Origin of the sequence: Rhizobium sp. CCGE531 (assembly GCF_003627795.1) — a bacterium.
Taxonomy (GTDB): domain Bacteria; phylum Pseudomonadota; class Alphaproteobacteria; order Rhizobiales; family Rhizobiaceae; genus Rhizobium.
Window position 1 is genome coordinate 551,947 of the sequence record NZ_CP032687.1, and the last position, 25,650, is coordinate 577,596.

Annotated in this window: 26 protein-coding genes; 9 read left to right on the forward strand and 17 right to left on the reverse strand. The window is 59.2% G+C overall.

What is annotated here, in order from left to right:
- Nucleotides 1-212: 212 nt before the first annotated feature.
- Nucleotides 213-389 (forward strand): hypothetical protein, encoded by a 177-nt coding sequence (locus CCGE531_RS34610; RefSeq protein WP_015342042.1) that lies wholly within the window; start codon nucleotides 213-215, stop codon nucleotides 387-389.
- A gap of 149 nt (nucleotides 390-538) precedes the next feature.
- Here CCGE531_RS34610 and CCGE531_RS32555 read toward each other — a convergent pair whose 3' ends face one another.
- The 4 genes from CCGE531_RS32555 to traC all read right to left on the reverse strand — a co-directional run bounded on the left by CCGE531_RS32555 (nucleotide 539) and on the right by traC (nucleotide 3,835).
- A complete protein-coding gene (locus tag CCGE531_RS32555) occupies nucleotides 539-1,117 on the reverse strand; it encodes a thermonuclease family protein (RefSeq protein ID WP_004119813.1) in 579 nt (192 codons plus the stop codon).
- A 232-nt stretch (nucleotides 1,118-1,349) separates the two neighbouring features.
- On the reverse strand, nucleotides 1,350-3,326 hold the full coding sequence (gene traG / locus CCGE531_RS32560; RefSeq protein ID WP_004119814.1) for a Ti-type conjugative transfer system protein TraG: 1,977 nt from the start codon (nucleotides 3,324-3,326) through the stop codon (nucleotides 1,350-1,352).
- Complete coding sequence (locus CCGE531_RS32565; protein ID WP_004119826.1) at nucleotides 3,319-3,534, reverse strand: type IV conjugative transfer system coupling protein TraD; 216 nt, start codon at nucleotides 3,532-3,534, stop codon at nucleotides 3,319-3,321. The genes traG and CCGE531_RS32565 overlap by 8 nt, the downstream gene beginning before the upstream one ends.
- Before the next feature lie 4 nt (nucleotides 3,535-3,538).
- Nucleotides 3,539-3,835 (reverse strand): conjugal transfer protein TraC, encoded by a 297-nt coding sequence (traC, locus tag CCGE531_RS32570; RefSeq protein ID WP_004119828.1) that lies wholly within the window; start codon nucleotides 3,833-3,835, stop codon nucleotides 3,539-3,541.
- Nucleotides 3,836-4,091: 256 nt separating this feature from the next.
- Between traC and traA the strand changes: the two genes are divergently transcribed.
- Genes traA through CCGE531_RS32590 form a run of 4 tightly spaced genes read left to right on the forward strand, consistent with a single transcriptional unit; the run spans nucleotide 4,092 to nucleotide 9,743 of the window.
- Complete coding sequence (gene traA / locus CCGE531_RS32575) at nucleotides 4,092-7,403, forward strand: Ti-type conjugative transfer relaxase TraA (RefSeq protein ID WP_065091806.1); 3,312 nt, start codon at nucleotides 4,092-4,094, stop codon at nucleotides 7,401-7,403.
- Nucleotides 7,400-7,966, forward strand: a complete 567-nt coding sequence (gene traF, locus CCGE531_RS32580; protein ID WP_120670997.1) for a conjugative transfer signal peptidase TraF — start codon at nucleotides 7,400-7,402, stop codon at nucleotides 7,964-7,966. Before traA ends, traF begins: the two co-directional genes overlap by 4 nt.
- The gene (locus tag CCGE531_RS32585; protein WP_004119833.1) at nucleotides 7,956-9,119 is read left to right on the forward strand and encodes a conjugal transfer protein TraB; all 1,164 of its coding nucleotides are present in this window, start codon (nucleotides 7,956-7,958) and stop codon (nucleotides 9,117-9,119) included. The genes traF and CCGE531_RS32585 overlap by 11 nt, the downstream gene beginning before the upstream one ends.
- Nucleotides 9,120-9,134: 15 nt before the next feature.
- Entirely contained in the window at nucleotides 9,135-9,743 is a 609-nt protein-coding gene (locus CCGE531_RS32590) for a TraH family protein (protein ID WP_004119835.1), read from the forward strand.
- 263 nt (nucleotides 9,744-10,006) lie between these two features.
- On the opposite strand, the gene CCGE531_RS32595 is transcribed toward CCGE531_RS32590, so the two are convergent.
- Nucleotides 10,007-10,243, reverse strand: coding sequence for a helix-turn-helix transcriptional regulator (locus CCGE531_RS32595; RefSeq protein ID WP_004119837.1), 237 nt, complete (start codon nucleotides 10,241-10,243; stop codon nucleotides 10,007-10,009).
- Nucleotides 10,244-10,492: 249 nt separating this feature from the next.
- On the opposite strand from CCGE531_RS32595, the gene CCGE531_RS32600 reads away from it, so the two are divergent.
- On the forward strand, nucleotides 10,493-10,807 hold the full coding sequence (locus tag CCGE531_RS32600) for a transcriptional repressor TraM (protein WP_065091805.1): 315 nt from the start codon (nucleotides 10,493-10,495) through the stop codon (nucleotides 10,805-10,807).
- Between the two features lie 3 nt (nucleotides 10,808-10,810).
- Here the strand turns inward: CCGE531_RS32600 and CCGE531_RS32605 are convergent, their stop codons facing one another.
- From CCGE531_RS32605 to traI, 12 genes are all read right to left on the reverse strand, one after another.
- Nucleotides 10,811-11,515: an autoinducer binding domain-containing protein gene (locus tag CCGE531_RS32605; protein WP_004119842.1), complete on the reverse strand. Its 705-nt coding sequence runs from the start codon at nucleotides 11,513-11,515 to the stop codon at nucleotides 10,811-10,813.
- Between the two features lie 158 nt (nucleotides 11,516-11,673).
- Entirely contained in the window at nucleotides 11,674-12,975 is a 1,302-nt protein-coding gene (gene trbI / locus CCGE531_RS32610) for an IncP-type conjugal transfer protein TrbI (protein WP_004119844.1), read from the reverse strand.
- A 10-nt stretch (nucleotides 12,976-12,985) separates the two neighbouring features.
- Nucleotides 12,986-13,420 carry a conjugal transfer protein TrbH gene (gene trbH, locus CCGE531_RS32615; RefSeq protein ID WP_004119847.1) on the reverse strand — a complete coding sequence of 145 codons (435 nt, stop codon included), beginning with the start codon at nucleotides 13,418-13,420 and terminating at the stop codon, nucleotides 12,986-12,988.
- Between the two features lie 3 nt (nucleotides 13,421-13,423).
- Nucleotides 13,424-14,236, reverse strand: a complete 813-nt coding sequence (gene trbG / locus CCGE531_RS32620) for a P-type conjugative transfer protein TrbG (protein ID WP_004119849.1) — start codon at nucleotides 14,234-14,236, stop codon at nucleotides 13,424-13,426.
- Nucleotides 14,237-14,252: 16 nt separating this feature from the next.
- Nucleotides 14,253-14,915, reverse strand: coding sequence for a conjugal transfer protein TrbF (locus tag CCGE531_RS32625; protein WP_004119850.1), 663 nt, complete (start codon nucleotides 14,913-14,915; stop codon nucleotides 14,253-14,255).
- Nucleotides 14,916-14,939: 24 nt separating this feature from the next.
- Nucleotides 14,940-16,118 (reverse strand): P-type conjugative transfer protein TrbL, encoded by a 1,179-nt coding sequence (gene trbL / locus CCGE531_RS32630; protein WP_004119851.1) that lies wholly within the window; start codon nucleotides 16,116-16,118, stop codon nucleotides 14,940-14,942.
- Between the two features lie 4 nt (nucleotides 16,119-16,122).
- Complete coding sequence (gene trbJ / locus CCGE531_RS32635; RefSeq protein ID WP_004119852.1) at nucleotides 16,123-16,926, reverse strand: P-type conjugative transfer protein TrbJ; 804 nt, start codon at nucleotides 16,924-16,926, stop codon at nucleotides 16,123-16,125.
- Nucleotides 16,898-19,354, reverse strand: a complete 2,457-nt coding sequence (locus tag CCGE531_RS32640) for a conjugal transfer protein TrbE (protein WP_065091804.1) — start codon at nucleotides 19,352-19,354, stop codon at nucleotides 16,898-16,900. Before CCGE531_RS32640 ends, trbJ begins: the two co-directional genes overlap by 29 nt.
- Nucleotides 19,355-19,363: 9 nt before the next feature.
- Nucleotides 19,364-19,663 carry a conjugal transfer protein TrbD gene (locus CCGE531_RS32645; RefSeq protein ID WP_004119854.1) on the reverse strand — a complete coding sequence of 100 codons (300 nt, stop codon included), beginning with the start codon at nucleotides 19,661-19,663 and terminating at the stop codon, nucleotides 19,364-19,366.
- The gene (locus CCGE531_RS32650; RefSeq protein WP_004119857.1) at nucleotides 19,656-20,039 is read right to left on the reverse strand and encodes a TrbC/VirB2 family protein; all 384 of its coding nucleotides are present in this window, start codon (nucleotides 20,037-20,039) and stop codon (nucleotides 19,656-19,658) included. The genes CCGE531_RS32645 and CCGE531_RS32650 overlap by 8 nt, the downstream gene beginning before the upstream one ends.
- A complete protein-coding gene (gene trbB / locus CCGE531_RS32655; RefSeq protein WP_004119858.1) occupies nucleotides 20,029-21,006 on the reverse strand; it encodes a P-type conjugative transfer ATPase TrbB in 978 nt (325 codons plus the stop codon). The genes CCGE531_RS32650 and trbB overlap by 11 nt, the downstream gene beginning before the upstream one ends.
- Nucleotides 21,003-21,641, reverse strand: a complete 639-nt coding sequence (traI, locus tag CCGE531_RS32660) for an acyl-homoserine-lactone synthase TraI (RefSeq protein WP_004119859.1) — start codon at nucleotides 21,639-21,641, stop codon at nucleotides 21,003-21,005. Before traI ends, trbB begins: the two co-directional genes overlap by 4 nt.
- A 378-nt stretch (nucleotides 21,642-22,019) precedes the next feature.
- Here traI and repA point away from each other — a divergent pair, with 378 nt between their 5' ends.
- From repA to repC, 3 genes are all read left to right on the forward strand, one after another.
- Nucleotides 22,020-23,240, forward strand: a complete 1,221-nt coding sequence (gene repA / locus CCGE531_RS32665) for a plasmid partitioning protein RepA (RefSeq protein WP_028755142.1) — start codon at nucleotides 22,020-22,022, stop codon at nucleotides 23,238-23,240.
- A 59-nt stretch (nucleotides 23,241-23,299) separates the two neighbouring features.
- Entirely contained in the window at nucleotides 23,300-24,274 is a 975-nt protein-coding gene (gene repB / locus CCGE531_RS32670; protein WP_004119861.1) for a plasmid partitioning protein RepB, read from the forward strand.
- Between the two features lie 161 nt (nucleotides 24,275-24,435).
- Nucleotides 24,436-25,650 carry a plasmid replication protein RepC gene (gene repC / locus CCGE531_RS32675; protein ID WP_120670998.1) on the forward strand — a complete coding sequence of 405 codons (1,215 nt, stop codon included), beginning with the start codon at nucleotides 24,436-24,438 and terminating at the stop codon, nucleotides 25,648-25,650.

A 25,650-nucleotide genomic window follows, 5' to 3' on the forward strand; every position in this document is an offset into this window, starting at 1 on the left:
CGATAAGGAACTTAAACCAATTCCGCGGGATTTCCTTTCGAGGCTGGGCTTGGCACAATGAGCGTCTTCGACTGCCGCCGACATCAGATGATAGAGGTTTAATTTCAGGGAGCTTCGCTTTTTTTAGGCGTGCGCTGGCGCAGGTTTCTCACTTCGCCGGGATTTCACCTCCGAGAAGATCATAAATTTCGAAAATAGCATGAGGATGTCACATGAAAGGCTATCTTCCCTATGTCATCGGCGCATTGTTGGGCGCCATCGTCGCGGTCGCTGTGTCCATTCTCTTCGGCCTTGATGGGATGTTCCAGCTTGCGGTCTTGGCGCTGCTGCCGGTTCTGGGTGCTGCGCTGGTCGAGCGCTTTTACTATCGCGGGTCACGAGCGCGCTAACGTGACTATCAACAGATGGATATCGGGCCTCGGTCGTGCAAAGCCGACGGTTCTTGGGCGAGACGCCTGCGGCGCACGGCTCTATTCGCGATGCTCACGGTGCCCGAAAACGGTCTCCGCCCATCCAGGTGCGATCCTCTCGCAGCCCCTCACCCGCACCATCCATGTCTTGCGCCGTCCCAGCGCCGGGCAAGACCTTCATCGATGAGGCGGTCGCCGAGCGAGCGCCCTTCCCGTGTAACGGTCCGGAGTTTTCGGCCATACTTGTCCTCGTCCCGCAAGCCTACTGACAACGAGAACTTGCCGGCGTTCAGAAGCGCCAGCAGGCGCGCTTTCGCTGCCTCGCCCTTGATCCGTTCCGCCTCGCAGCGCGGTGGGCTGAGCTCCGGCGTGTCGATGTCAGCGATGCGGATTTTTTCTCCCCCAAACCAGAAAGTGTCGCCATCGACGACGCAGTTCATTCGCACGCTCTCGCCGCACAACGAAAACGTGGCCTGCGACGTATCCGTTGTCGGCGCCTTGGCCAAAGCTAAGATGCCAGAAAGATCGCCGGCGCCGGCAAAGGCAAACCATCCGCCTGCTCCAATGATGATGGCTGAGATGACCGCCATCAGCGACTTGCGCGGGCCGTTCTGTCCAGTTCGGAATTTTCGCTGCGGCCGATATCGATCGCTCCCGCGGCCGGATTTGCGCCGCGGTCTCAACGGCACCACATTCGATTTCGCCACGTGCCTGTCCTCTGCTGTTCGCATCAATCTACGTCGAGCCCGGTTTCTTCTGTCTTTACGAACAAGCCGGCCTCAGATGGAGTTTAGGAGCGGGCGCAGTCGGTCCCGCCTCCCCGGTGTGGGCCACTATGTTGAGGCTCCTGCGGCTGCGCTTTTTCCCGCTCCTTGCACGACGAGAATTCCAGAAATCCCGCCCTTCGGCGGACGCCCACGCTGATTTCTCCGATACTCTTCATTGTTCTCGATCGGCCTTGCTCGCTGCGCTGCGCGCCGGCCGATCGGGCGAATTCTCTGCGGGGTTCGCTGCTTTCGAAAACGCTCTCGCGCCCACGCACCCCTTCATATCGTCACGCCGAAACCAGATCGCGCGTCCGCATCTGAGCGGCGCGTTTCCGGCGGTGAAGACGATCTGCTCGTCGGCCCGCATGCGCAGCACCTCGTGCGGCTGGATCAGCGGCCTGGCGGCGAGTTGCTTCGACCGCGTGCGCGACGATCCTTTCGATTGGACACTGCGGCTGACCTGATCGATCTCGACGGTCGTCATGCCGCAGCGGCGTGAGATGTAGTCGGCAGTCTCGGGATCGTTGATCGCGGCGAATGAAATCCAGCTTGCGCTCTCGAACCATTTGCTCGCCGCATCGCGGCCGCCATAGGTCTCGCGCATCTGGCCGATCGACTGGTAGATCATGGTCAGCGTGATTCCATACTTACGGCCGGCGTCGCGCGCGGTCTCCAGGATGCGCATGTAGCCGAGGCGCGCCACCTCATCGAGAAGGAACAGTGCCCTTCCCTGCATCTCTCCGTTGCGGTTGTAGATCGCGTTCAGAAACGCGCCGATGATGACGCGCGCCAGGCCCGCATGCGTCTCCAGCGTCTTGAGATCGATGTTGATGAAGACATCCGTCTTTCCGTCCGCCAGATCGCTCGTCGAAAAGGAAGTTCCCGAGACCAGCGCGGCGTAGTTCGGATAGGACAGCCAGTGCGTTTCCTTGACCGCGTTGGCATATACGCCCGAGAAGGTTTCCGGCGTCATGTTGACGAAGGCTGCGACATTCTCCTTGACGAAATCCGAATTCGAATCGTCGTAGATTTCATGCAGCCGCTGGCGCAGTTGGGGCTCTGGCTCGGACAGGTTCTTGCGTACTTGCCGGAGTGTCTGGTCGTTTTCCGTCGTGTGGCCTGAGAGGCAAACGTCGGCAATGAGAGCCGTCAGCAACTGCAAGGCCGAGGCGCGGAAGAAGTCGTCACGGACCCCACGCGCGCCACCGCTGTCGCTCATGATCCACGATGCGACGGAGGCGATATCCTCCTCTTTCGTTCCCCCGAACCGGCCGATCCAGTCGAGCGCGTTGAAGCCGATTTCCGAGTGTTTCGGATCGAGCACGAAGACGTCGCGGTTGGCGTCGCCACGGTGCTTCAACACCATTGGCGCAACCTCGTTCGAAGGATCGAGGACAACGAGCGCGCCACCCCACTTGAGCGCCGTCGGGATCGTGACCGATGTCGTCTTGAAGCCGCCGGATCCGGCGAACACGATGCCGTGCGACGAGCCGAACGAGCCGTCGAAGCAAAGCAGCGGCGACTTGCCGCCCGCTCCCCAGCTCGCGGCGCTGTCGGCGCGAAACGATGGTGCCGCGATGCTATCCCGGTCGACCCGGTAGCGCTCGCCGATGACGATGCCGCCGCTCTCGGCAAACAGCTTTTCGGCTTGCGATAGTTTCATCCAGTCGGCCTCGCCGTGCAGCGCCCGTTTCCCAACGATGCGCTTCGGTTCGGCCCTCGCGAATGTCGCGTTGCCGGCAATCGCCACACGCATGCCGAACAGCGCCGACATCAGCACGGCAGCAGCCCCGATCGCCGTCGCGGGATCGAGATAGTTGAAGACGGTTTTGCCGGCCGGGACTTGTTCGAGATACGCGGAGAGCCTCGATGCCTCGCGCAGGACCGCTAGGACGAGCGTCGCTGTCGCGCCCGTGACAACGCCCCATCCTGCCGTCCTGATCCGCGCGGAGCCTGCGCTCGCAAACAGAAAGATGATGCCGACGACGGACGCGGCGACATAGGGCAGAGCGATGCCGGCACGGCCGAGCATCTGCCGGGCGGCATCGCTCTTGCCGAAGTGGGATAGCCACAGTTCGGTCCCGGTCATGCCGATGGCCATCAGCATCATCAACGCGCATGGCGCTACGAACAGCAGGATCCTAGTCATCTCTCTCTCCGAACGCTTCAGCACCGAGTGCGGCGAGCCGTGAGCGCTCCTGTGCGTCTCCCTTCAGGCGCGCGGCGGCATCGATGAGGAGCCCGAGCAGCAGCGCGCGCTTCTCGTAGCGCAGCCCCGCCTTGATGATCAGGCCGCCGAGCTCGATCTTTTCGCGCGTGTCCTTCTTGCGGGCATCTGATGTCGTGGATCTTCGCATCCGCTCAAGCCTCGCCAGTCCTGCCCTCAGCCGTACCAGGCGGGTTCTGCGCGGCGGGCGCGCTGCCCTCGCCTGCGCCGCTTGCCCCCTTCCCTCCGGTCGAACGGACCTTGCCTCCGCGAAAGCGTTTCGCCAGATCCTCGAATGCTGCCTGCAGTTCACCCTCGTCGATCTCGATCTCACCGAGCCCGGCTTTAAGCGCGATCCGGCCGATGCGCTCGGCCTCCCGGGTCTCGGCGAGCTTCAATTGCTCCTGGAGCCTGGCGATTTCGTCGCGGATTTTCGAGGATGGTTTCTTCATGTCCGGATGTCTCCTTGGGTGCGAAAGCTTGTCTTTCGGACCCCATCTTCCGGATGTCGGTGCGGAACGCACTACTGTGAATCCTACAATCGCCAAGGGCGATGCTTTCGTGGATGATCCCGGCCGCTCGACAAGAGCGGCATCCGAAGGGCGCAATTATACGTCGCTGGCGCGACGTTCTTTTGAGAGCGCCTGGCGGAGCCGATCTCGCTGGCGAACATGTTGATTTTGCTCGGAATCGGGAGAGAATTCCGCCGTGGCCGTTCCTCATTTCTCCGTCAGCATCGTCGCCCGCGGCTCCGGCCGCAGCGCTGTGCTGTCGGCGGCCTATCGGCATTGCGCCAAGATGGAGTACGAGCGGGAGGCCCGCACGATCGACTACACCCGCAAGCAGGGCTTGCTGCACGAGGAGTTCGTCATCCCTGCCGATGCGCCGTCATGGCTGCGGACGATGATTGCCGACCGATCCGTCTCCGGCGCGTCGGAAGCGTTCTGGAACAGTGTCGAAATCTTCGAGAAACGCGTCGATGCCCAGCTTGCAAAGGATGTGACCGTTGCGCTGCCGATGGAGCTCTCAAGCGAGCAGAACATCGAACTGGTGCGGGATTTTATCGAGCGTCACATCACGTCGAAGGGCATGATCGCCGACTGGGTCTATCACGATGCACCCGGCAATCCGCATGTGCACCTGATGACGACGCTCCGGCCGCTGACCGAAGACGGGTTCGGCGCCAAGAAGGTTGCAGTGACCGGCCCTGGCGGCAAGCCAGTGCGCAACGATGCCGGCAAGATCGTCTACGAGCTCTGGGCCGGCAGCCTCGACGATTTCAATGCCTTTCGTGACGGCTGGTTCGCCTGTCAGAACCGGCACCTGGCGCGCGCCGGCCTCGATCTCCGCGTCGACGGCCATTCCTTCGAGAAGCAGGGGATCAATCTGACGCCAACCATCCACCTCGGTGTCGGCGCCAAGGCGATCGAGCGCAAGTCGGCGGAAGCCGAGCGGGCCCCTTCGCTGGAGCGGTTGGAGCTGCAGGAGGAGCGCCGGGCCGAAAACGCCCGCCGCATTCAGCGCCGTCCCGAGCTCGTGCTCGACCTGATCACGCGGGAGAAGAGCGTCTTCGACGAACGCGACGTTGCCAAGATCCTCCACCGCTACATAGACGACGCTGGCCTCTTCCAAAGTCTGATGGCAAGGATCCTGCAGAGCCCCGAAACGCTCCGGCTCGAACGCGAGCGGATCGAGTTTTCAGGCGGCCTACGCGTGCCGACGAAATACACGACGCGGGACCTCGTCCGGCTGGAAGCAGAGATGGCCAACCGGGCGATCTGGCTGGCTCAACGCTCTTCTCACGGCGTTGCGGACGCTGTGCGCGAAGCCACCTTCGCCCGCCACCTGCGCCTGGCGGACGAGCAGAAGACGGCGATCGCACATGTTACCGGCGGCGAGCGCATCGCTGCGGTGATCGGACGTGCAGGCGCCGGCAAGACGACGATGATGAAGGCGGCGCGCGAAGCCTGGGAAGCGGCCGGTTATCGCGTCGTCGGCGGGGCGCTTGCGGGCAAGGCCGCCGAGGGCCTGGAGAAGGAAGCCGGCATTCTCTCCCGCACGCTGTCATCATGGGAACTGCGCTGGAACCAAGGCCGCAATCAGCTGGACGACAAAACCGTATTCGTTCTCGACGAAGCGGGCATGGTGTCGTCGCGGCAGATGGCGCTGTTTGTCGAAGCGGCGACCAAGGCCGGCGCCAAACTCGTGCTTGTCGGAGATCCGGAACAGCTCCAGCCGATCGAAGCCGGCGCTGCCTTCCGCGCCATTGCCGACCGCATCGGCTATGGCGAACTCGAAAACATCTACCGCCAGCGTGAACAGTGGATGCGCGAGGCGTCGCTCGATCTGGCCCGCGGCAATATCGGCAGAGCCGTCGAAGCCTATCGCGCCCAGGGCCGCGTCAGCGGAGCCGATCTCAAGGCCGATGCCGTGCAGGCGCTGATTGCCGATTGGAACCGCGACTACGATCCGCAAAGGTCGAGCCTCATTCTTGCGCACTTGCGAAGAGACGTGCGCATGCTCAACGGCATGGCTCGCGCAAAGCTCGTCGAACGCGGTCTCGTCGCCGACGGTTTCGCCTTCCGGACCGAAGACGGGCACCGAAAATTCGCGGCCGGCGACCAGATCGTGTTCCTGAAGAACGAGGGCTCGCTCGGCGTCAAGAACGGTATGCTGGCGAAGGTCGTGGACGCAACGCCCGGGCGTATTGTCGCGGAAGTCGGAGACGGCGAACACCGCCGCCAGGTCACGGTCGAACAACGCTTCTACGCCAATCTCGATCACGGCTATGCCACCACGATCCATAAGAGCCAGGGTGCCACCGTCGATAGGGTGAAGGTGCTGGCTTCCCTCTCTCTCGACCGCCATCTCACTTACGTGGCCATGACCCGTCACCGAGAGGACTTCGGTCTCTACCACGGCCGCCGATCTTTCGCCAAGGCAGGCGGCCTGATCCCGATCCTGTCGCGCAGACAAGCCAAGGAAACGACGCTCGATTATGCGAGTGGCCGCTTCTACGCCCAAGCCCTTCGCTTCGCCGACGCCCGTGGCCTTCACCTCGTTAACGTCGCACGCACTGTCGTTCGCGACCGGATCGAATGGACCGTCCGGCAAAAGTCGAAGCTCGCCGCGCTTGGCGCTCGTCTGGCGGCAATCGCCCGCAGGCTTGGTCTGTCCGCCGGCGCGGCCAAGACCAGTCAATCGCACAGCATGCAGGAGGCAAAACCCATGGTATCGGGCATCACCACGTTCCCAAAATCGCTGGAACAGGTCGTCGAGGACCTGCTTGCAGCGGACCCCGGCTTGAAGAAGCAATGGGAGGAAGTCTCAGCGCGCTTCCATCTCGTCTACGCTCAGCCGGAAGACGCGTTCAAGGCTGTCAACGTCGATGCGATGCTGAGAAACGAAGCGGCGGCGAAATCGACGATCACCAAGATCGGTTCCGAGCCGGAGACCTTTGGTGCGCTGAAAGGCAAGACCGGGATCCTTGCCGGCCGCGCCGACAAGCAGGCCCATGAGAGGGCCGTCACCAATGCGCCGGCGCTTGCCCGAAACCTGGAACGCTATCTGCGGCAGCGCACGGAGGCGGAACACAAATATGACGCCGAGGAGCGCGCCGTCCGCATGAAGATCTCTCTCGACATCCCGGCGCTGTCGCCGGCGGCAAAGCAGACGCTCGAACGCGTCCGTGACGCCATCGATCGCAACGACCTTCCCGCAGGACTCGAAAACGCGCTCGCCGACAAAATGGTGAAAGCCGAACTCGAAGGTTTTGCGAGAGCCGTATCGGAACGTTTCGGGGAACGCACCTTCCTACCGCTCGCCGCCAAAGACATGACAGGTCAGACCTTCCAGTCGGTGACCTCGAGCATGTCTGCCGGGCAGAAGGCGGAAGTGCAATCGGCCTGGAGCACGATGCGAACGGTGCAGCAACTTTCCGCGCATGAGCGCACGACCGAGGCGTTGAAGCAGGCCGAGACGCTGCGGCAAACGAAGAGCCAGGGGCTCTCGCTCAAATGACGCGTCCGGGTCGAACACGCGAGCGAGCCATGGCGCAGCGAAAACAAGCTGCCGTCACTTCATCGGTTTCTGCTGCCGCCATCGCAGTGATCGGACTGGCCGGTCTATTAGGCAGCTATCGCATCAATCTTACGCCGAGCGAGCCACTTGGCCTCTGGCAGATTGTCCCGCTCGACCGTTCGCCTGGTGTGGACGACCTGGTGTTCATCTGCCCACCGGACACAGCCGCCATGCACGAAGCGAGGGCGCGCGGCTATCTCCGCTCCGGACTTTGCCCCGGTCATCTCGCGCCGCTCATCAAGTCGGTGGTCGCGGTCGCCGGCCAGCGCGTCGAGATCGCCAACGAGGTGACGGTCGATGGGCGCCTGGTTCGTGCTTCCACTGTCGCCGAAAAAGACGGAGAAGGTCGGCCGCTGACACGGTTTTCGGGCGGCGTGGTACCGGGCGGTGAGGTCTTCCTGCATGCGGCCTTCGCCGGCTCGTTCGACTCCCGTTATTTCGGGCCTGTGCCGACATCCGGCATTCTCGGTCTGGCGCGTGAGGTGCTGACCTATGCGCCATGACTGGGTTTGGCCAACGCTGCTTATCATCGCCTCGGTCGGCGTCGGATCGGTGGCATGGAGCGGCCACGTGCTGTTGTTGCCGGTGGCGCTCGGCTTTCCCGTCCTCTGGTCGCTGTCGAGAACGAAAAAGACGGCAACCTTGGTTTCCGCAGCATATTTCCTGTCGGCGTCGCGCGGCCTGCCGCAAGGCGTGGCCACCTTCTATGCTGCGGATATCTGGCCGGGCCTGCTGCTGTGGCTGGCTGCCTCGGCCAGCTTTGTCGCGGCGCATGCGCTCCTGTGGACGAAGGAGGTTGGCCTTCGTCCGGGCCGCTACGTCCTGGCGGCCGTACTGATGGTGGTTCCCCCTTTCGGCATTACCGGCTGGGCGCATCCCATCACGGCCGCAGGCGTGTTGTTTCCGGGATGGGGATGGTGGGGACTGGCCGTCACGACAGCCGGCTTGGCGGGCCTCGTTTCCCGCCTCTGCCCAACTGTCGCCATGGGCCTTATAGGCTTCTGGCTTTGGTCCGCCGCTTCGTGGACGGACCCGAAGCTACCGGAAGCCTGGCGGGGCGTCGATCTCGAATTGGGTGCGTCGGTCGGGCGGGACACCAGCATGGCCCGCCACCGTGATCTAATTGCAACGGTGCTTGAACGAGGGACCGACGGTGTTCGAACCGTCATCCTTCCTGAAAGTACGTTGGGCTTCTGGACGCCGACGGTCGAACGGCTTTGGATCCGCGCGCTATCAGGGCATGACACGACCGTTCTCGCGGGCGCGGCAGTCGTTAACGCGGCCGGATACGACAATGTGGTGGTTGCAATCTCCGCAGATAGCAGTCGGATCCTCTACCGGGAACGGATGCCGGTTCCGGGCTCGATGTGGCAGCCCTGGCAGCCGCTCTTCGGCGGCAACGCCGGAGCGCAAGCGCACATCTTTGCAAATCCTGTCGTCGCGCTCGGCTCCGGGCGGGTGGCGGTGCTGATCTGCTACGAGCAACTGCTCGTCTGGCCGGTCTTGCAATCGATGCTCGGCAGTCCGGACGTGATCGTTGCGGTCGGCAACGGCTGGTGGACCAAAGGCACGTCCATTGTCGCCATCCAGCGCGCCAGCACCGCCGCCTGGGCAAAGCTGTTTTCCAGGCCAGTCGTTTTTTCTTTCAACACCTGATGCCGAGGAGGTCCCATGCTCGACGCCGCCCTTATCAAAGACTGCGCCGACCCTTCACTGAAACCCGCGATCGTCGAGCAGTTCGTCGCGGCGGCGGGCTCTGCCGATCCCCTTGCGGTGACCGTGCGCTCGGGAGGGCGGTTGATCCTGGTGCCCAAGGCCAGATCACCCGACGAGGCGATGGACATCGTGCGCCAATATGCCGGCAACGCTGTCGTTCGTGTCGGTCTGACGCAGTTTCCAGCCGGTGTGGGCGTCAAGGACCTGGCCGATCTCAAAACGGATTTGGTCGATGCTTGCCAGAACCTGCGCAAGGGAACGGCGATGTTCGCCAAGGTCCTGCGCATTGTTGCCAAATGGTACGGCGATCCGAAGAGCGATGACGTCTTCCGCCAGATTTTCGAGGATGCGCTCTATGCGTGGAAAGCCGGCGAGTTCGAGGGCGTCGGTGTGTTTCAAGCGCAGGATCCAGGAGCCTCCATCGAATTGCCTCGGCAAAGCGAAGCGCGGTCCGTCGATGAACCGCCAGCCACCGCGACCACTCCCGAGATGCGGACGAAGGTGAATGAGGTTATTGGCCAAGCCGGAATTCGGATCGATCTTTCGAGGATCGGAGGCAAATAAGCACTCGAGTTTCTTACGTCGGAAACGGCGCGACGGATGGAACATCCCCGGCATGCATAATCATCCTCGTCGAAAAGTTGAAGGGCAATTCCAAAGTGCCAACGCCACAGGCGAAAAAGGGTACCGCGGAACGTTCGCCGGATGGCATGACCTTTTATGGCCGCATAGCAATTCCTCCAGAGCCTGTCGGACATTCGGGGTTGAGGACGCGCTGAGCATTGCGTCCTTGTTTGCCTTGTTTTCGGTTCCCAGCCCTGTACCCGTCATCTCAGTGGCTCAATTTTTGTCTCAGGCCGACGTTTCAGCAGTTCAGACGCCTCAACACCTAAGACCGTCGCCAGGCGATCGACAACGTCGATGCTTGCATTATAGACACTGCGCTCCAAAGAACTGATATAAGTTCGATCGATGCCTGCCTCAAACGCGAGCTCTTCTTGCGACAGGCCTTTGGCTTGACGCGCGGCTTTCAGATTCCGTGCAAACACCTCTCGAATCTCCATGCTGGAGAGAGCAGCGGCTTGCAGAGTATTTCTCCACGGAGTATTCTCTACAGCCGTATTCCGGATATGGAATGTTCATACGAATCAGGGTGATTAGGCGTTCACTGATGCCCTCTTCTTGCGAGCAATGAATTGTCGAGTTTGTAGCCACCCATCTTACTGAAGGATGGGATCTATTCTGCAAAGCGTATACGCTACCGGAAGGTCTCGATCCTTGCCGGGTCGCAAACGAGGTAAGAGGAGAAGCGGATGGACAACGAGGTCTCATTCGAGACAAGCGGCAAAAGAGAGTCTCGTTATAAAGCGATGCGAGAAGCCGATTTGAAAGCGTTAGCAATTTCTGCGATCCGCGAGCACCGCCGACTTCTAGCCGCGGATGAAGCTGTCTACGAAGCGTGGACTCTTGCAACCGCCAACGCCTCGACTTCCAGGGACGTGCTCAAGAGCCTGCAAGATGAGTATCTCGATCGTCAAAAGAAGTCAGAAGCGCAGCAGGAAGAACTCTCGGAAATCGTCGATGCGCTTGGTTATGTTCCCGATGTGCCCTCCGAAAACAACGAATGATGGTTAAACCAAACCGCGGTCCTTCGCGATTGCCACGAGCTGAGGGATCGTCGCGGCATTCAGCTTTTTGCGTGCGCGATCGAAATGGTGTTGCACTGTTCGTTGGGTAATTCCCATTAAAATGGCAATCTCCCAAGCCTTTTTACCCTTTGCCGCCCACGTAAGACACATCGCTTCCTTTGGTGAAAGCAGCCGGCTGGGTGCGACGATCGTCGACGCAGCTATGATCTTCAGGCGATAGTGAATTGCCAACACCGCCTGAAGCGGGTTTAGTTGCTTTTGACATTTTGAAATATCAGCTTTATGCCCCGAGGACGCGAATGTCAGCATAATGATCGAGCCGAAACTGCCTTGAACGGGAACCGTCACCCCACTGCGAATGCCATGTTCTACCGCTTCATCCCGAAAACGATTGAACTCAGAGCTCCCACGAGACGGCCAGTCATCGATCGCCCAGGAAAACATCTCCATCCGGCGTTTGGCTTCCGTAACGACCGGATCCACCCGAGAATATTGGTTGCTTAGGTAAATTTTCTGCCATTTCTCGGGATAGGAACTGAGCGCGCGGGCGCTAAGGCCTTCCGTTTGCAGATATGCAAAGAATTGAAATCCGCACGAATGAACGAACCCTTTGAGCCCGCGTTTGATCATCCGTTCATCGTATGAGGCTTCAACCATGTCAATGAGAGCGCTTAAGGCTGGATCCACAGACCTGTCTCCTTTCTGTTGTACGTGAAGGCGCCCCCGCTCCTTCGGAAGTGATACAGATCTGCGCTCACCCGCGCAAACGTCTATTCACCTCTATTTCGCAATCAAACCTTCTGACCAAGAGATGAAGTTAAACAAAGATCTCTTCTGATGCTGTATCACTGACTGCTGTACGTAGAGGGGAAGACGATATCCTGATCGACCAAGACATTGAACTCGTATCCCGGCCGGATTTGGATTGTCGGCTGAACGTTCAAGTTTTTCGAGATCGTCTGCTCGGCAACGCGACCGAAGGTGTCCGCAAAATTCCGTCTGGCGGCATCGGAGGCCGTGTCCTGGGTGGCAAGCGTCGTGCTTTCGGGCATCGACATGTCGATGCCGGTTCCGAGTATCGCGACAAGTGCTGCCGAACTCCACGTGCGCCAGAGATGCCGATCGACCTTATCCTTGAACCCGCCATAACCTGCCCCATCGGTCCCAGCCATGCCGCCGATTTGCAGCGTCGAGCCATTCGGGAAGATCAGATCGGTCCAGACGACGAGCACGCGGTCCTGGCCAAAGGAAACCTTGGAATCGTAACGGCCGAACAACTTGGCTCCCTGCGGGATCAGGAGCCGGTAGCCGGTGGCGCTATCATAGACATTCTGGCTGATCTGCCCGATGATCCGGCCCGGAAGGTCTGAGTTGAGACCTGTGATCAACGTGGCTGGAATGACCGAGCCGCGCTTCAGCTCATACGGCGACATCTGCGGCACGACCTTATTCGGCAAATAGCCAAGATCCTTGATGTCCTGATTGAAGAAATCCTCCTTCGAACTTTGGGCATTCGGGTCGACGTTCTGGGCCGTCAGCCCGGATTTCGATGCGGCGGTGTAGAGATCAGAAGCATTGTTGGCTGTCGTCGTCGCAGTCTGACGACCGGCGTCTGTGGAACTTTTAGCGGCCTTCTCGACATCAGAAATATCCACCTTCAAAGGCGAGTCCAAAGCGGTTGCCCGCGCCTGCAGGTGAGCCATCCGCTGGCGCTGAGCTTCACGGATATATTGTTCATCCTGCTCCCGCTTTAGGCGGGCTCGCCATTCCTCCTCTGATTCGAGCTGCGGGCCTCTTTCTTGCCGTTCCGTAGGCCGGCGGTCTATAACAGGTGCTCCCTTCTCCACCTTCTGCTCGACGGTGGGTGTTGGCTGGAGCACTTCGCGCTCACCTGGCTCGCCGATGATGCCGTCACTGATGCCGCGCTTGAGCTGGTCACCGAAGTTCGTCGCCGGTGTATTCAAGTTGCTGTCGATATCGTAGCTCCAGTTGAAGGGAAGTCCTCGCCACGATAGGCCGATCACGACCACGCCGAAGAATAGCGCGATGAGGACGGTTGCGGTAATAATTGGCAGCCGATTGAGGCGGCGCATTCCTTTCGGATCGTCGGCTTGCTTTGAAGGGCCGAGCTGGAGCGATTGGATCATACCTTTCCCCTCAATTACGCTGCATGATGGAGAGCGGACTTGCCGGCGTCGCACCGGCGGCCGTTGCTTTGTATGCGCGGCCAAGGGTAATGGACGGTGTTGACAGCCGCGCGAGCACCTGATCTTGAGTGCCATCGATCGCGTAAGTGAGCTCGACCGGTTTCACGTCCTTTCCAACTTTGCCGTCGGTTAGAACGGTGTAGCCAGAGCCCTTGAGGGCCGCCTCGAGTGCCGCCGCAAACTCCGATGTGTCCCTTTCCATCTTGATTGTCGTCGACCTCACGGGACTGATCTGCTCGGCGAGCCGGCTTGCCATGTCGGCGGCGATGGCACTTGCGGCGGGCCCGGAGACCGGCGCGGCGTTTGACCTGGCGTCAGACCCATCCCCAGCAGTTTGGCATGCGGTGAGAAAGCCGCTGATGATGATGACGAGAAGCTTGTGCATAGCTTAGCCTCCTCGCCGAATGGTAATCTTCTGCTGGCGCCAGCCGACGCCGGAGACGAGGATCGCCTCGTCGACGGCATAATCGACGATCATCAAGTCGTTCTTCATTCGGTAATTGACGATGCGGCTCTGGCCGCCGTGGATCACGACCAGCACCGGTGCATCCTGACCTGAGATCGACTTCGAAAACTGGATGTAGGTTTTCACGCCATCCGAATAGACCCGCGTCGGCTTCCAAGGTGCCGAGCCACTCACGGAATATGAGAAGTTCAGTTTGTCGGGTGCCGCCCCGGGAATGCCGCCGGTCTCGAGCCGGGAATTGATGTCGGCGAGCTTGGTCGAGACGTCCTCCGGATATTCGAAGCCGACGCGTGCCATGTACTGGCTCGGATGTGACTTGAGCTGGATGTAATAGGTGCGTCGCGACGTCGTGACCACCATCGAGGTGACAAGACCTACTTCCGACGGCTTGACGATCAGATGGATCGCTTGGCCGCCGATTGCACCGGAGGTGGCAGGCTCCACCTTCCAGCGAACAGTATCTCCAACGAGAACATCGCGGACGATCTCGCCGCTCTGGAGTTCGATATCGCAGACCTGCAAGGGCGAGCAGACAACGGACGGCTGGGTTTCGCCGAAGAGAAAGGTGACCTTGCCATCGGAGCCTGCCGTCACCAGTCCGGGCGCGACGCGCCATTTCCTGGAAATGGTCGTGCCATTCACCTCATTTGCCGTCATGGTCTGCGCCTCAGCGCCGCCCACAAAGACGAGTCCCGCCAAGCAGCCGGTGGCTGCAATTAGTGCTGTTCTGTGCATGTCAAATCCCCTGCCCTCAAAGCTGTGCCGTCCAGTCAAAATCCCTAACGTAGAGGCCGATCGGATTGAGGCGGATGGTCGCCTCGTCCTGCGGCGCGGTAAGCGCAACCGTCGCGATTCCGCGGAACCGGCGCGTCCCGGTTTCCTTGCCCTTCCGGTCCCGTTCGTATTCGGTCCAGTCGATCTGATAAGTCTGATTGGAGAGCGCCACTATGTTGTTGACCTCGATGGCGATCGTCGACGACTTCGCCTTTTCGAACGGCGAATTGCTGCGGAACCAGTCATTGATCTTCTGGGTCGAGGGATCGGAAGCTCGCAGAAGCGCATAGGTTCGATCGATATATTGCTTTTGCACTACGGCATCCGGTGTGACGCTGCGGAAGCTCGTTACGAAGTTGCCAAGCGTGGCGCGCACCACCCGCACATCCGCGTATTCGATCTGCTCGGGGAACCCTGAGGTGACCGAGGTGCCGAGCTTGTCGACCTGGACGATATAAGGCACCAGCTTCACCTGCGTGCTTAGGTATATCGCGTACCCGAAGCCGATCACGGCCATGGTCAGACCCAGTATGCCGACGATGCGCCATGCGGCCGCGGCCTGCACATAGGAGCCGTATCGCTCATTCCATTCCTGGCGCGCGGCAAGATACGGGTTTTCGGGAGCGCGTTTCGCTGCCATCGATCGATCACTTTCTGATTGCTATTAGTCTTTAAGTTCGGGAAGTGGCTTTGGTCCGCTGTGCCCACTGCGCGCCTGATCCAGCTTGGCGTTAGCAAGGCCTAGGATAGACCCGGCGTAGGCACCGGGAGAGCCGATGGCCTTCTCCTTGGTAGCCGAGCCCGCCGCTTTTCCTGCCGAGCCGATCCCTGCGCCGAAACCCCGCAGCATTGCGCCTGCGACGGATGACCCCGCGGCGCGCGCGGTTTGAGCCGCCGCAAATCCCGCCCCGGCAGCGCCCGCCGCGAGGAACCCTGCTCCTGTCGCAAACGATGCGGCCTGACCACCGTGCCTTATTGCCTCCATTCCGCCCGAGACGGACGCGCCCTGAACAACACCCTGCATGATGTTCGGGACGTAGATGGCGATAATGAAGACCACGACAGCGATACCAGCGATCGCAAGCGCAGTCTGGAACTGGTCGCCAATGTCGGGCTGGTCTGCCAACCCGATCAGCACCTCTGATCCGATACGCGAGATCATGACGAGCGCCATGAGTTTCATTCCGACCGAGAAGGCGTAGACCAAATATCGGACCGCGAAATCCTTTGTATAGGACGAGCCGCCAAGCCCCAGCATGATCATACCGGCAAGAAGGCCGATATACATCTCAACCATGACCGACACGAAAATCGCGGCGACAAGCGAGAATGAGATGACGACGACGACCATTGCAAAAGCAGCCGAGATCGCCAACGCGTTGTCCTCAAAAAGACCGAACTGTATCTTTTCCGACATCTTCGTTGCGACGGCGAGTCCAGCATTGAAGACGTCTGCTGGGGAGGCCGTGCCGCCTCCAGCCCCAATCTCAAACAAACTATCCACCACTGCCTTCGCAAAGGCCGGCCCCTGTCCCAAAACGAAGGCAAAAAAGCCGACGAATATGATCCGCCGGACAAGCTCGGCAAACCAGCTGTCTAGCGAAGCTGCCTGCAATGCGAGCCAGACGGCGGCGATGCCAATCTCGATTGTCGCGAGGATCCAGAACAAGGATTTCGCCGCATCCATGACAGTAGTTTCCCACCCCTTTGCGGCCGTGGTGATCTGGCTCTGTAATGAGGTCAGCACTGAACCTTCTTGGGCGACTGCCGGCTGTGCTGCCAGCATGCAGAAGGTGGCAATCACCATCGCGGTGCGGAGCCGCCGAAGACATATTGTTGTCATGTGCTTACCACTCGACTTTCATCTTTTCGCCGCCGGAGGTGGAAGGGGCAGTCCCGCTGAAGAATTTCTCACGCCGCGCCTGCGCAAGGTCCTTGTCGGTCTGTTCGGTCTGGAGCCAGGTGCCCATCATCGTCATTTGCTGCGAGACGAGGCCGCGAAGCTTCTGAATCTGGGCGACCTGTTGCGCGGCGATCTCATGCCCGACCTGCAGGGCTTTCATCTGCCCGTCGGCGGTCTCGGACATGGACCGCAGCGAGGACATCGTGCCTTCCTCGCTATCGAATTGCTCGGCCGTCAGACTCGCCGCCTTCAGCGTGCTGGCGATCGTGTCCCGGTTCGTATCGGACCAGGACTGATAGGTGGTAGAAAACGACGAATTGTCTGGCAGGTTGGTTTTAAGGCTTGAGTAGCTCTGAAAACGTTGTTGCAACACATCATCCGCATTGCCCATGGAAAACGAGATGCTCTGGCCCTGGTCGACGATGCTGCGCAGCTGGTTGAGATCGCTTTCGACCTGCCCCCACATATGCGACGGAAGCGTCGCCGTGTTCTGGAGGAGGTTTTGGTAGATATTCAGCTGCGTTTCGATCTGTTGTGCGAGCTGGCTGATCTGGGTGAGCTGGTTCTGGATCTGCTCGCCGGACTTCCCGACCAAAGCGACCAGCTCGCCATTATTGAGGACCTGCGTCCACTCGGTGGCGGCACCCGTGGCAGTTCCAGCATTTGCGGGCACGACAGTGCCGGCCATCAATGCGACAGCCGCCAGGCCAGTGAGCAATTTATTCGAGGTTGAGCAGCGCTGCGGCATCCTGAACTCCTCTCGTTCGTAGCCAGTGGATCGGCCAGTCGCGGCCGTGTTTGGAACTGAGCGTGCGGATGCGCTTCAGGTCTTCCTTGCCGGATGCGCCAACGAAACTGAGCGCCACGGGGCCGAGCGACATGTCGAAGAGCCGCCTGCCTTCGGACGTTGCGACGTAATATTCTCGCTTAGGAATCGCATTCGAAACGATCTCGATCTGTCTCTCGTTGAAGCCAATCCGCTCATAGAACTCGCGGGTCCCAGGCTCACTTGCGGCGCCGTTCGGCAGGCAAATTTTCGTGGGGCAGGATTCCTTCAACACGTCGATGATGCCGGAACGCTCAGCATCGGAAATGGATTGCGTGGCCAATACCACCGCGCAGTTCGCCTTGCGCAGCACCTTCAGCCACTCTCGGATCTTGCTCCTGAAGACCGGATGGCCGAGCATCAGCCAGGCTTCGTCTAGGACGATGAGGCTCGGTGAGCCATCGAGGCGCTTTTCGATGCGGCGGAACAGATAGGTGAGAACAGGTACGAGGTTCCGCTCGCCCATGTTCATCAACTCTTCGATCTCAAAGGTCTGGAATGAGCCAAGCAACAGTCCGTCTTTCTCAGCATCGAGAAGCTGGCCCATGGGACCATCGACGGTGTAGTGATGGAGCGCGTCCTTGATCTCGCGCATCTGTACGCCGCTTACAAAGTCCGAGAGAGATCGGCCCGCTGCACTGGCCATCAAGCCAATCTGGCGAGAGACCGCATTGCGGTGGTCCGGGGTGATGGTCACGCCCTGCAGCGCGATCAACATCTCGATCCATTCCGCGGCCCATGCGCGATCACTGTCGCTGGAGAGGTCCGACAGCGGGCAGAAGGCCAGCGCCTTCGCCTCTTCTTGAGCGTCGCCACCGATCTCATAGTGATCACCTCCGGTGGCAAGGGTCAGCGGAAGGAGAGAGTTCCCCTTGTCAAAGGCGAAGATCTGGGCGCGTTCATAGCGCCGGAACTGCGCGGCGATTAGTGCAAGCAGCGTCGACTTGCCCGAACCGGTCGGCCCAAAAATGAGTGTGTGACCGACGTCGTCGACATGTAGGTTCAGCCGGAACGGCGTCGACCCGCTCGCCACCTGCATCAGTGGCGGTGAATTCGGCGGGTAGAACGGGCACGGCGCGACAGGGGAGCCCGACCAGACAGAGTTGAGCGGAATGAGATCGGCAAGGTTGCTGGTATTGATCAGCGGTTCGCGGATGTTGCAATACCAATTGCCCGGTAGGCTGCCGAGGTAGGCATCGGTGGCGTTGAGCGTTTCGATGCGCGCCCCGAAGCCCTCCGCCTGAATAAGTCTGCGGATGGACTCTGCCTTTTCCTGCAGTCCTTCACGATCGTGATCGAAGAGAACGATGACGGGCGTGTAATAGCCGTATGCGACCAACTGCGACGAAGCCTGGGCGATAGCCTCTTCTGTCTCGGCGACCATGTTCATGGCGTCCTGATCAAGCGAACGGCTCTGCGTCTGAAAAAGCTGGTCGAAGAATGGGCGCACCTTCTGCTGCCATTTCTTGCGGGTCCGCTCCAGTTTTTGTCTGGCCTCCTGCGCGTCGAGAAAAATGAAGCGCGACGACCAGCGGTAGGTTAGCGGCATGAGATCGAGGCTGTTGAGGATCCCCGGCCAGCTCTCGGCCGGCAGGCCGTCGATCGCGACGACACCGAGGAAGCGGCTTTCAACCTTTGAGGTCAGCCCATGTTCAAGCTCGGCGGTCGCGATCCAGTCGAGATACATGGGCGCATCCGGCAGCCGGATCGGATGGTTGTCACCAGTGATGCAGAAGCGAACGAATTGGAGCAGTTCGTCGTAGCGGGCAACCCGCGCCCCTCCCCTCTCGAGAGCCTCCCGCGTTTCCATGCGACGGATCGAAAGCGTATTGGCGAAATACTGCTCGATCTCGCGGACCGCGTTCTTGAAAATGAACAGCACCGTGTCGGCATAGGTCTTCTTGCGGCTCACCTCGTCCGAGTAGATGTATTTGCTGAGCGCCGTTTTTTTGGATTCGAGCGGCCGATAGGTCAGGATCAGCGCGTGTTTACTCTCGAAATGCCCCTGTTCGCGGGCGAAATGCGCCCGCCGCTCGGCGTCGATCGCGCGAGTTACAGGATCGGGAAAGTGACAACGATTATCCGACGGATAGTCGAATGTCGGGATGCGAACTGCCTCGACCTGGATCATCCAGCCGCTCCCGAGCCGCGAGAGGATTGTATTGATATGGCGCGACAGTTCGTTGCGATCGAGGGCCGTGGCGCTCTCTGAATCTGGTCCCGCAAAATACCAGGCGGCCATCAGGCTTCCGTCTTTCAACAGGAGAACACCATTGTCGACGAGGCCGGCATAGGGGACGAGATCAGCAAAGGATGGGTCGGGGGCCCGGAAGCGTTTGAGAGCGACCATGCGTTCCTCTCAATACCGGCGCCACGGCGAGGAGGTCGCCTTGTAGTAATGCTTGTACGAGATATGGCGGACATAGACCTGTCGCATGAGCGGATCGGCCTTTGCCATCATTCTCAAGAGCCCGACGATGACAATCCAGACGCCAACGCCGAAGAGCGCCGAATAGATCGTAAGAACGACGAAGATGAGGATGACTGCGGCCAAGCCGGTGATCAGCACCAGTTCCCGGTCCGCGCCCACCAGAAGGTTCGGGCGCGACAGCGCGCGGTGGATGCGGTTCCGCTGCAGACCGGACGCGGACTCAGCCATTTGTCACTCCTGCGCCTTGGAAGCCGTCCGAGGCGACCAGCTCCCTCGTCAGGCCAATTGAAGCTCCAGTCGCGCCGAACAGGCCCACAATGGTCGTGGCACCGAGCAGAATGCCGGCGACGAGAACCACGTATACAAGTCGCCGCGCGAAGTCGTTCAACTCCCCACCAAATATGAGCATGCCGCCGGCTATGGCGACAGCCGCAAGTGCGATGTATCCTGCGACAGGTCCGGTGATCGACTCTTGAATCTGCTGCAGTGGTCCTTCCCAGGGCAGTCCGCCACCGCCCGAACTGGCGAGTGCCGGATCAAGCGAAGCGAGAACTGTCGTTAGGACAGAGAATGTGACCTTGGCGAGCGAAGGCTTACGCGACATGACGGGCCTCCTCTTCCTCATCGAGTTGGTCTGAACCGATCTGGTATTGGCCCTCCGCGAACCGTTCGATGTGGATGACGTCTCGAACCCGTCGCCCGCGCGGTGTCCGTTCAATGGAGATGATGAGGTCGACTGCCTCACCGATAACCTCGTGCATCGGCTGCTGGCTTGCTTCTGCGGTCAATTGTTCAAAGCGGCGGAGGGCCGACATGGCGGTGTTCGAGTGAATTGTCGCAACGCCTCCGGGATGACCGGTGTTCCACGCCTTCAGCAGAGTCAACGCGGCACCGTCGCGGACTTCGCCGACGACAATCCTGTCGGGGCGCAGTCGCATCGTGCTCTTCAGCAATCGTGACATATCAACGGTATCGCTGGTATGCAGAAGAACGGCGTTCTCGGCCGAACAATGAATTTCGGCGGTATCTTCGAGGATCACCAAACGGTCTTCGGGGGCGAATTTGACGATCTCATCGATCAACGCGTTCGCAAGCGTCGTTTTGCCAGAACCGGCGCCCCCGGATACGATGATGTTTCGCCTTTTGGAAATCGCCTTTCGGATCATTAAGGCGTGGCATCCCGTCAGCGCGCCTGACCGCACATATTCTTCCAGCGGAATTAGGCGTGGGGCACGGCGGCGGATCGTAAAGGCTGGCTTGGCGACCGCTGGTGGTAAAAGGCCTTCGAAGCGGTGCCCACCTATCGGGAGCTCGCCGGAGATGATCGGTTGCTTCGTGTCTACCTGGGACTGAAGGAAATGCGCCACAATTCCGATCACCGTTTCCGCGGCGACGGGGGACATTTCGCCGGCCGCCGCAACGCCGTGAGCGAGGCGCTCAATAAAGAGCTTTCCGTCCGGATTGAGCATTATTTCGATCACATCCACGTCTTCCAATGCGGCGCACAGCTTATGGCCGAGCGCGTCTTGAAGTTTGCAGACAAGCCGGTGGTGAGAGCGGAGCTGGTTCATGGATTTCTCCTTTTCCGCTGCCCATCTGGGGAGATGAATTCAGAACGGTAACTGGATGGACGAAGCCTCAGGAATGTCTCGGCGTTCACCGGTAAGGTGCCCGCGACGGCAATTGTCTTGCCAATGTTCTTTGGTTCGCCCAATCGCGATAGGTGCCACCCAACGCGTGCAAGGATCCGCTCGAATCGAAGATCGGTCACCGTGACGAGCTCCGTGTACCCATTTGCGATGCACCATTCGATGATGCCTGCGAACATGGTCAAAGTGGCCTCGTGGACGAGGCCTCCTCCGCGAAGATCGACCAAGGTTGTGTCCACGCAAAAACGGGAGCTTTCGATCATACTTGGATGGGCGTTTAGGTGTCCATGCGTTAGCAGTGACGAAAAGACATGGGTCACCATCGTCGGACCCATGGCCGGCAGGAGTCTAGCGCATCCTGCCACACGAGCGCTGTCCGATACGGCGAGTATGTAAGTCGGCTGGAGAGCGTCGAAGACGTCCGCTTCCCGGCCGTCAAGAACACCGACCTCCCAACCCAACCGATTTGAAAACACTTGAGCTCGAAGTCGATGATGTGCTTCGAGAAGGTGCTGTGCAGGAAGCCCATGTCTGGTCGATATCGCAACAACCTTCATACTGATCTCCGTCGCTTAAATTTATCGACAAAGATCAGCACGGATTAGAATGGCTGGGCAGTTGTAGAATCCTACAAGGTATTTTGGTGAGTCGCGCGCGGTTTTGGGCGACAACGCGCTGATCTGATCTCGCGTGTTATTCCCTTAGTTGTAGGAATCACCAGTGAACAAATATGCAACGAACGTTGTGACTCGGAGCGGTAACAGATTGGATTTGCAAGGGAAATACCGATGGCGGCGTTAACCATAGGTCAAGGGGCGTCCCGGCTATTAACAGTTTATTAGCCGCATTTTCCTTGCCGGCCCGCGAGAATCGGACATAATAACGGTTCAGTGGCAATATCGGGCCGAAAACCGTTATCTGAAAGATTTCTGACAATGAACGCTAATTCGATGGCTTCGCTTAAGATGCCGATGCACTTTGAAGATCAAATCCTAGAACAGGGTGATTTGATCTCGAAAAAGCTGCACCTACTTAGCGTACAACGATTCCCGCCCAACGCGAAAAAGACATTGCGAAGCTTCTCGCTGGCGGAGGTCGCGACCTATGTCGGCGTATCGCAGAGCACATTGAAAAAGCTGCATCTGGACGGAAAGGGCCCCTCCCCTCAAACATCGTCCTCCGGTCGTCGCTCCTACACCGCCGAACAGATGTTGGAACTGCGTCAATATCTGGATACGCACGGTCGATCCGACAACCGCATGTATGTTCCCCACCGGCGCGGCGGTGAAAAGCTGCAGGTGCTTGCTGTAGTCAACTTCAAAGGGGGCTCGGGGAAAACCACGACCGCCGCGCATTTAGCGCAGTACCTGGCATTGACGGGGCATCGCGTCCTTGCCGTAGACCTCGACCCTCAAGCATCCCTTTCGTCTCTGCACGGCTTCCAACCGGAGCTCGATCAGATCGCGTCCATCTATGATGCCATTCGCTATGATGGTGCGAGAAAGCCGATCTCGGAGATCATCCAGACCACTAATTTTCCTGGATTGGACATTGTCCCTGCAAACCTCGATTTGCAGGAGTATGAATATGACACGCCGCTTGCGATGTCTGATAAGTCTTCTAATGAAGGCAAAACGTTTTTCACCCGCATATCGCGGGCTTTGGCTGAGGTCGACGATCGTTATGATGTCGTCGTCGTCGACTGTCCACCGCAGCTCGGATATTTGACGCTGACCGCACTGACCGCAGCTACAAGTGTTCTGATAACAATCCATCCGCAGATGCTCGACGTGATGTCGATGGGTCAGTTCCTTCTGATGCTTGGTGGAATTCTAAAGCCGATCCGTGCCGCTGGTGCGGAAGTGAACCTCTCCTGGTACAGATACTTGATTACGCGCTACGAGCCGACCGATGTTCCGCAAGCCCAGATGGTCGGCTTTATGTCCACGATGTTCAACGAGTTCATACTAAAGAACCAGATGGTGAAGTCGACGGCGGTTTCAGATGCCGGAATTACCAAGCAAACTCTGTACGAAGTCGATCGGGCATCCATGAATAGAGGCACGTATGACCGTGCGATGGAATCGTTGGATGCAGTGAATGCTGAAATTGCCGGCCTCGTTCACGAGTCATGGGGACGTCGATTTGTCAGCTGACAAAAACGAACGTTTTATGCGGAAAAACAAGCAGCTAACGGCTGCTCGGAGCAAATGAGATGGCACGGAAAAATCTGCTCGAGGGACTTGCTGACCTGCATGAAGATAGCGGCACGGCACCTGCATATCCAATGCGAGGCGCAGGCAAATCTCTCGTGCGTTCGCTGGACGAGCTGGCAAAGCAGGCTGACAAATATCTCGAAGGCGAGGCAATTATCGAACTTGATCCGGCACAAATTGAAGGCTCCTTCGTAAAGGATCGGATATCAGACGACGACGGCGAGTATCAAGATCTGCTAGAGGCAATTAGGGTACGTGGGCAGGATACGCCTATTCTCGTGCGGCCCCATACAAAGGTCGATGGTCTTTATCAGGTTGTCTTCGGCCACAGACGGGTAAGGGCAGCAAGGGACCTCGGCAGAAAAGTCCGGGCTATTGTCAAGGCAATCGACGACCGTTCCCATGTCATTGCTCAAGGGCAGGAAAATTCCGCGCGCGCGAATCTCTCTTTTATCGAAAGGGCGTTATTTGCCAAGCGCCTGGATGATCTTGGTTACGGCCGAGAGGTGATTTCCTTGGCATTGTCCGCGAATGCGGCTTCGGTCTCGAAGATGATGACGGTGGCAGAGCGCATCTCGGCTAACGTCATAGAAAAAATCGGGTCGGCTCCCGGTGTGGGCCGAGAGCGCTGGATAGAGCTTTCACTTCTAGTCGGAAAATTCGCCAATAGCGGCAAAGTGTCAGAAGTTTTGAGCACGGACGGCTTCGACGCATTGCCGTCCGATGAACGCTTTTCATCTCTGTACAAGGCGCTCAACAGAACAGCGCGGCCCGTGAGGAAGGCGGAGGTTTCGACTCAAAAGGCGAAGTGGCAGCCCCGGGACAAGGCAGTGCAGGCCGAAATCAAGAATACGGGCAAAGCTTTCTCGCTCTCGATGAAGGCGAAGAATGCTGGCCGTTTCGGAGAATATCTTTCCCGCAATTTGGATGCGCTCTACGAGCAATTCCTGAAGGAGGGAAGCAAAGGAGACTGAAGCCGCAAAAGAAAAAGGCCCCCAAACGACCAAGTCGTGGAAGCCCTTCTCGTATTCCCTAAGCAAGATTGAGAATCGCATTTCCACGAATCCCTGTCAAGAGTCGTAACCGTCGATTTGGCGGGCGGATCTCTTTTGCCTCAATTAAGGTGAGAGAAAAAATGCAGAGTGGAAGTGTGACGACGCCCTTCGGGCGGCGGCCGATATCGCTTGCCCAGGTAAGAGGGCAAATGAAAACGGCTGAGATGCGGCCAGGTAAGACGGCCGCCAAATGGAAGATCTTTCGCGATGCCTCGGAGGCGAGGGCAGTGCTCGGCATTCAGGACCGCGCCCTTGCCGTTCTTGATGCGCTCTTGACCTTCTATCCCGACAATGAGCTTTCGGAAGAGCGCGGCCTGGTGGTGTTCCCATCAAATGAACAGCTTTCCGTTCGAGCGCATGGTATTGCTGGCACGACATTGCGCCGCCACCTTGCTGCACTCGTCGATGCTGGACTGATCCAGCGCAAAGACAGTGCTAATGGCAAACGATACGCCCGAAAGGACAAGGGCGGCCAGATCGAAGATGCGTTCGGCTTCAGCCTCGCGCCGCTGCTTGCTCGCGCCGAAGAGCTTGCGCAGCTCGCACAGCAGATAGCAGCCGAGCGCCGGCACTTCCGCAGCGCCAAGGAAGCACTGACGATCTGCCGTCGTGACGTTCGTAAGCTGCTGACGGCTGCGATAGAAGAGGGCGCTTCTGGCGATTGGGAAAAGCTGGAGGGCTACTACGTGCAGCTGCTCGCAGGCATCCCCCGCTCCCCAACCCTCAAAGATATTGAATCCGTCCTCGACGAAATGCGAATGTTGCGTGAAGAGATCATCAACCAACTGGAATTTCAGGAAGATTCTCAAAAAACAGATAGCAATGATGTCCAAATTGGACGTCACATACAGAATTCAAAACCCGAATCCAGCAATGAATTTGAACCTTGCTCTGAAAAAGAGCAGGGGCCGAAATCGAACCCAGACATTGGGCGAATGCGAGAGCCGATAAAGGCTTTTCCACTGGGAATGGTCTTGCAGGCCTGCCCTGAGATTTCGAATTACGGGCCGGGCGGGGCGGTCGGGAGTTGGCGCGATCTCATGTCAGCCGCGGTGGTCGTGCGATCGATGCTGGCCGTCAGTCCGAGTGCCTACCAGAATGCCTGTGAGGCACTCGGTGCCGAGAATGCTGCGGCCGTGATGGCCTGCATCCTCGAAAGGGCAGGGCACATCAACAATGCGGGCGGTTATTTGCGTGACCTCACCCGCAAGGCAGAACGCGGAGAGTTTTCACTTGGGCCGATGTTGATGGCGCTGATGCGAACGAATGGTTCGCCAGGCCGGAGAGCATCATGA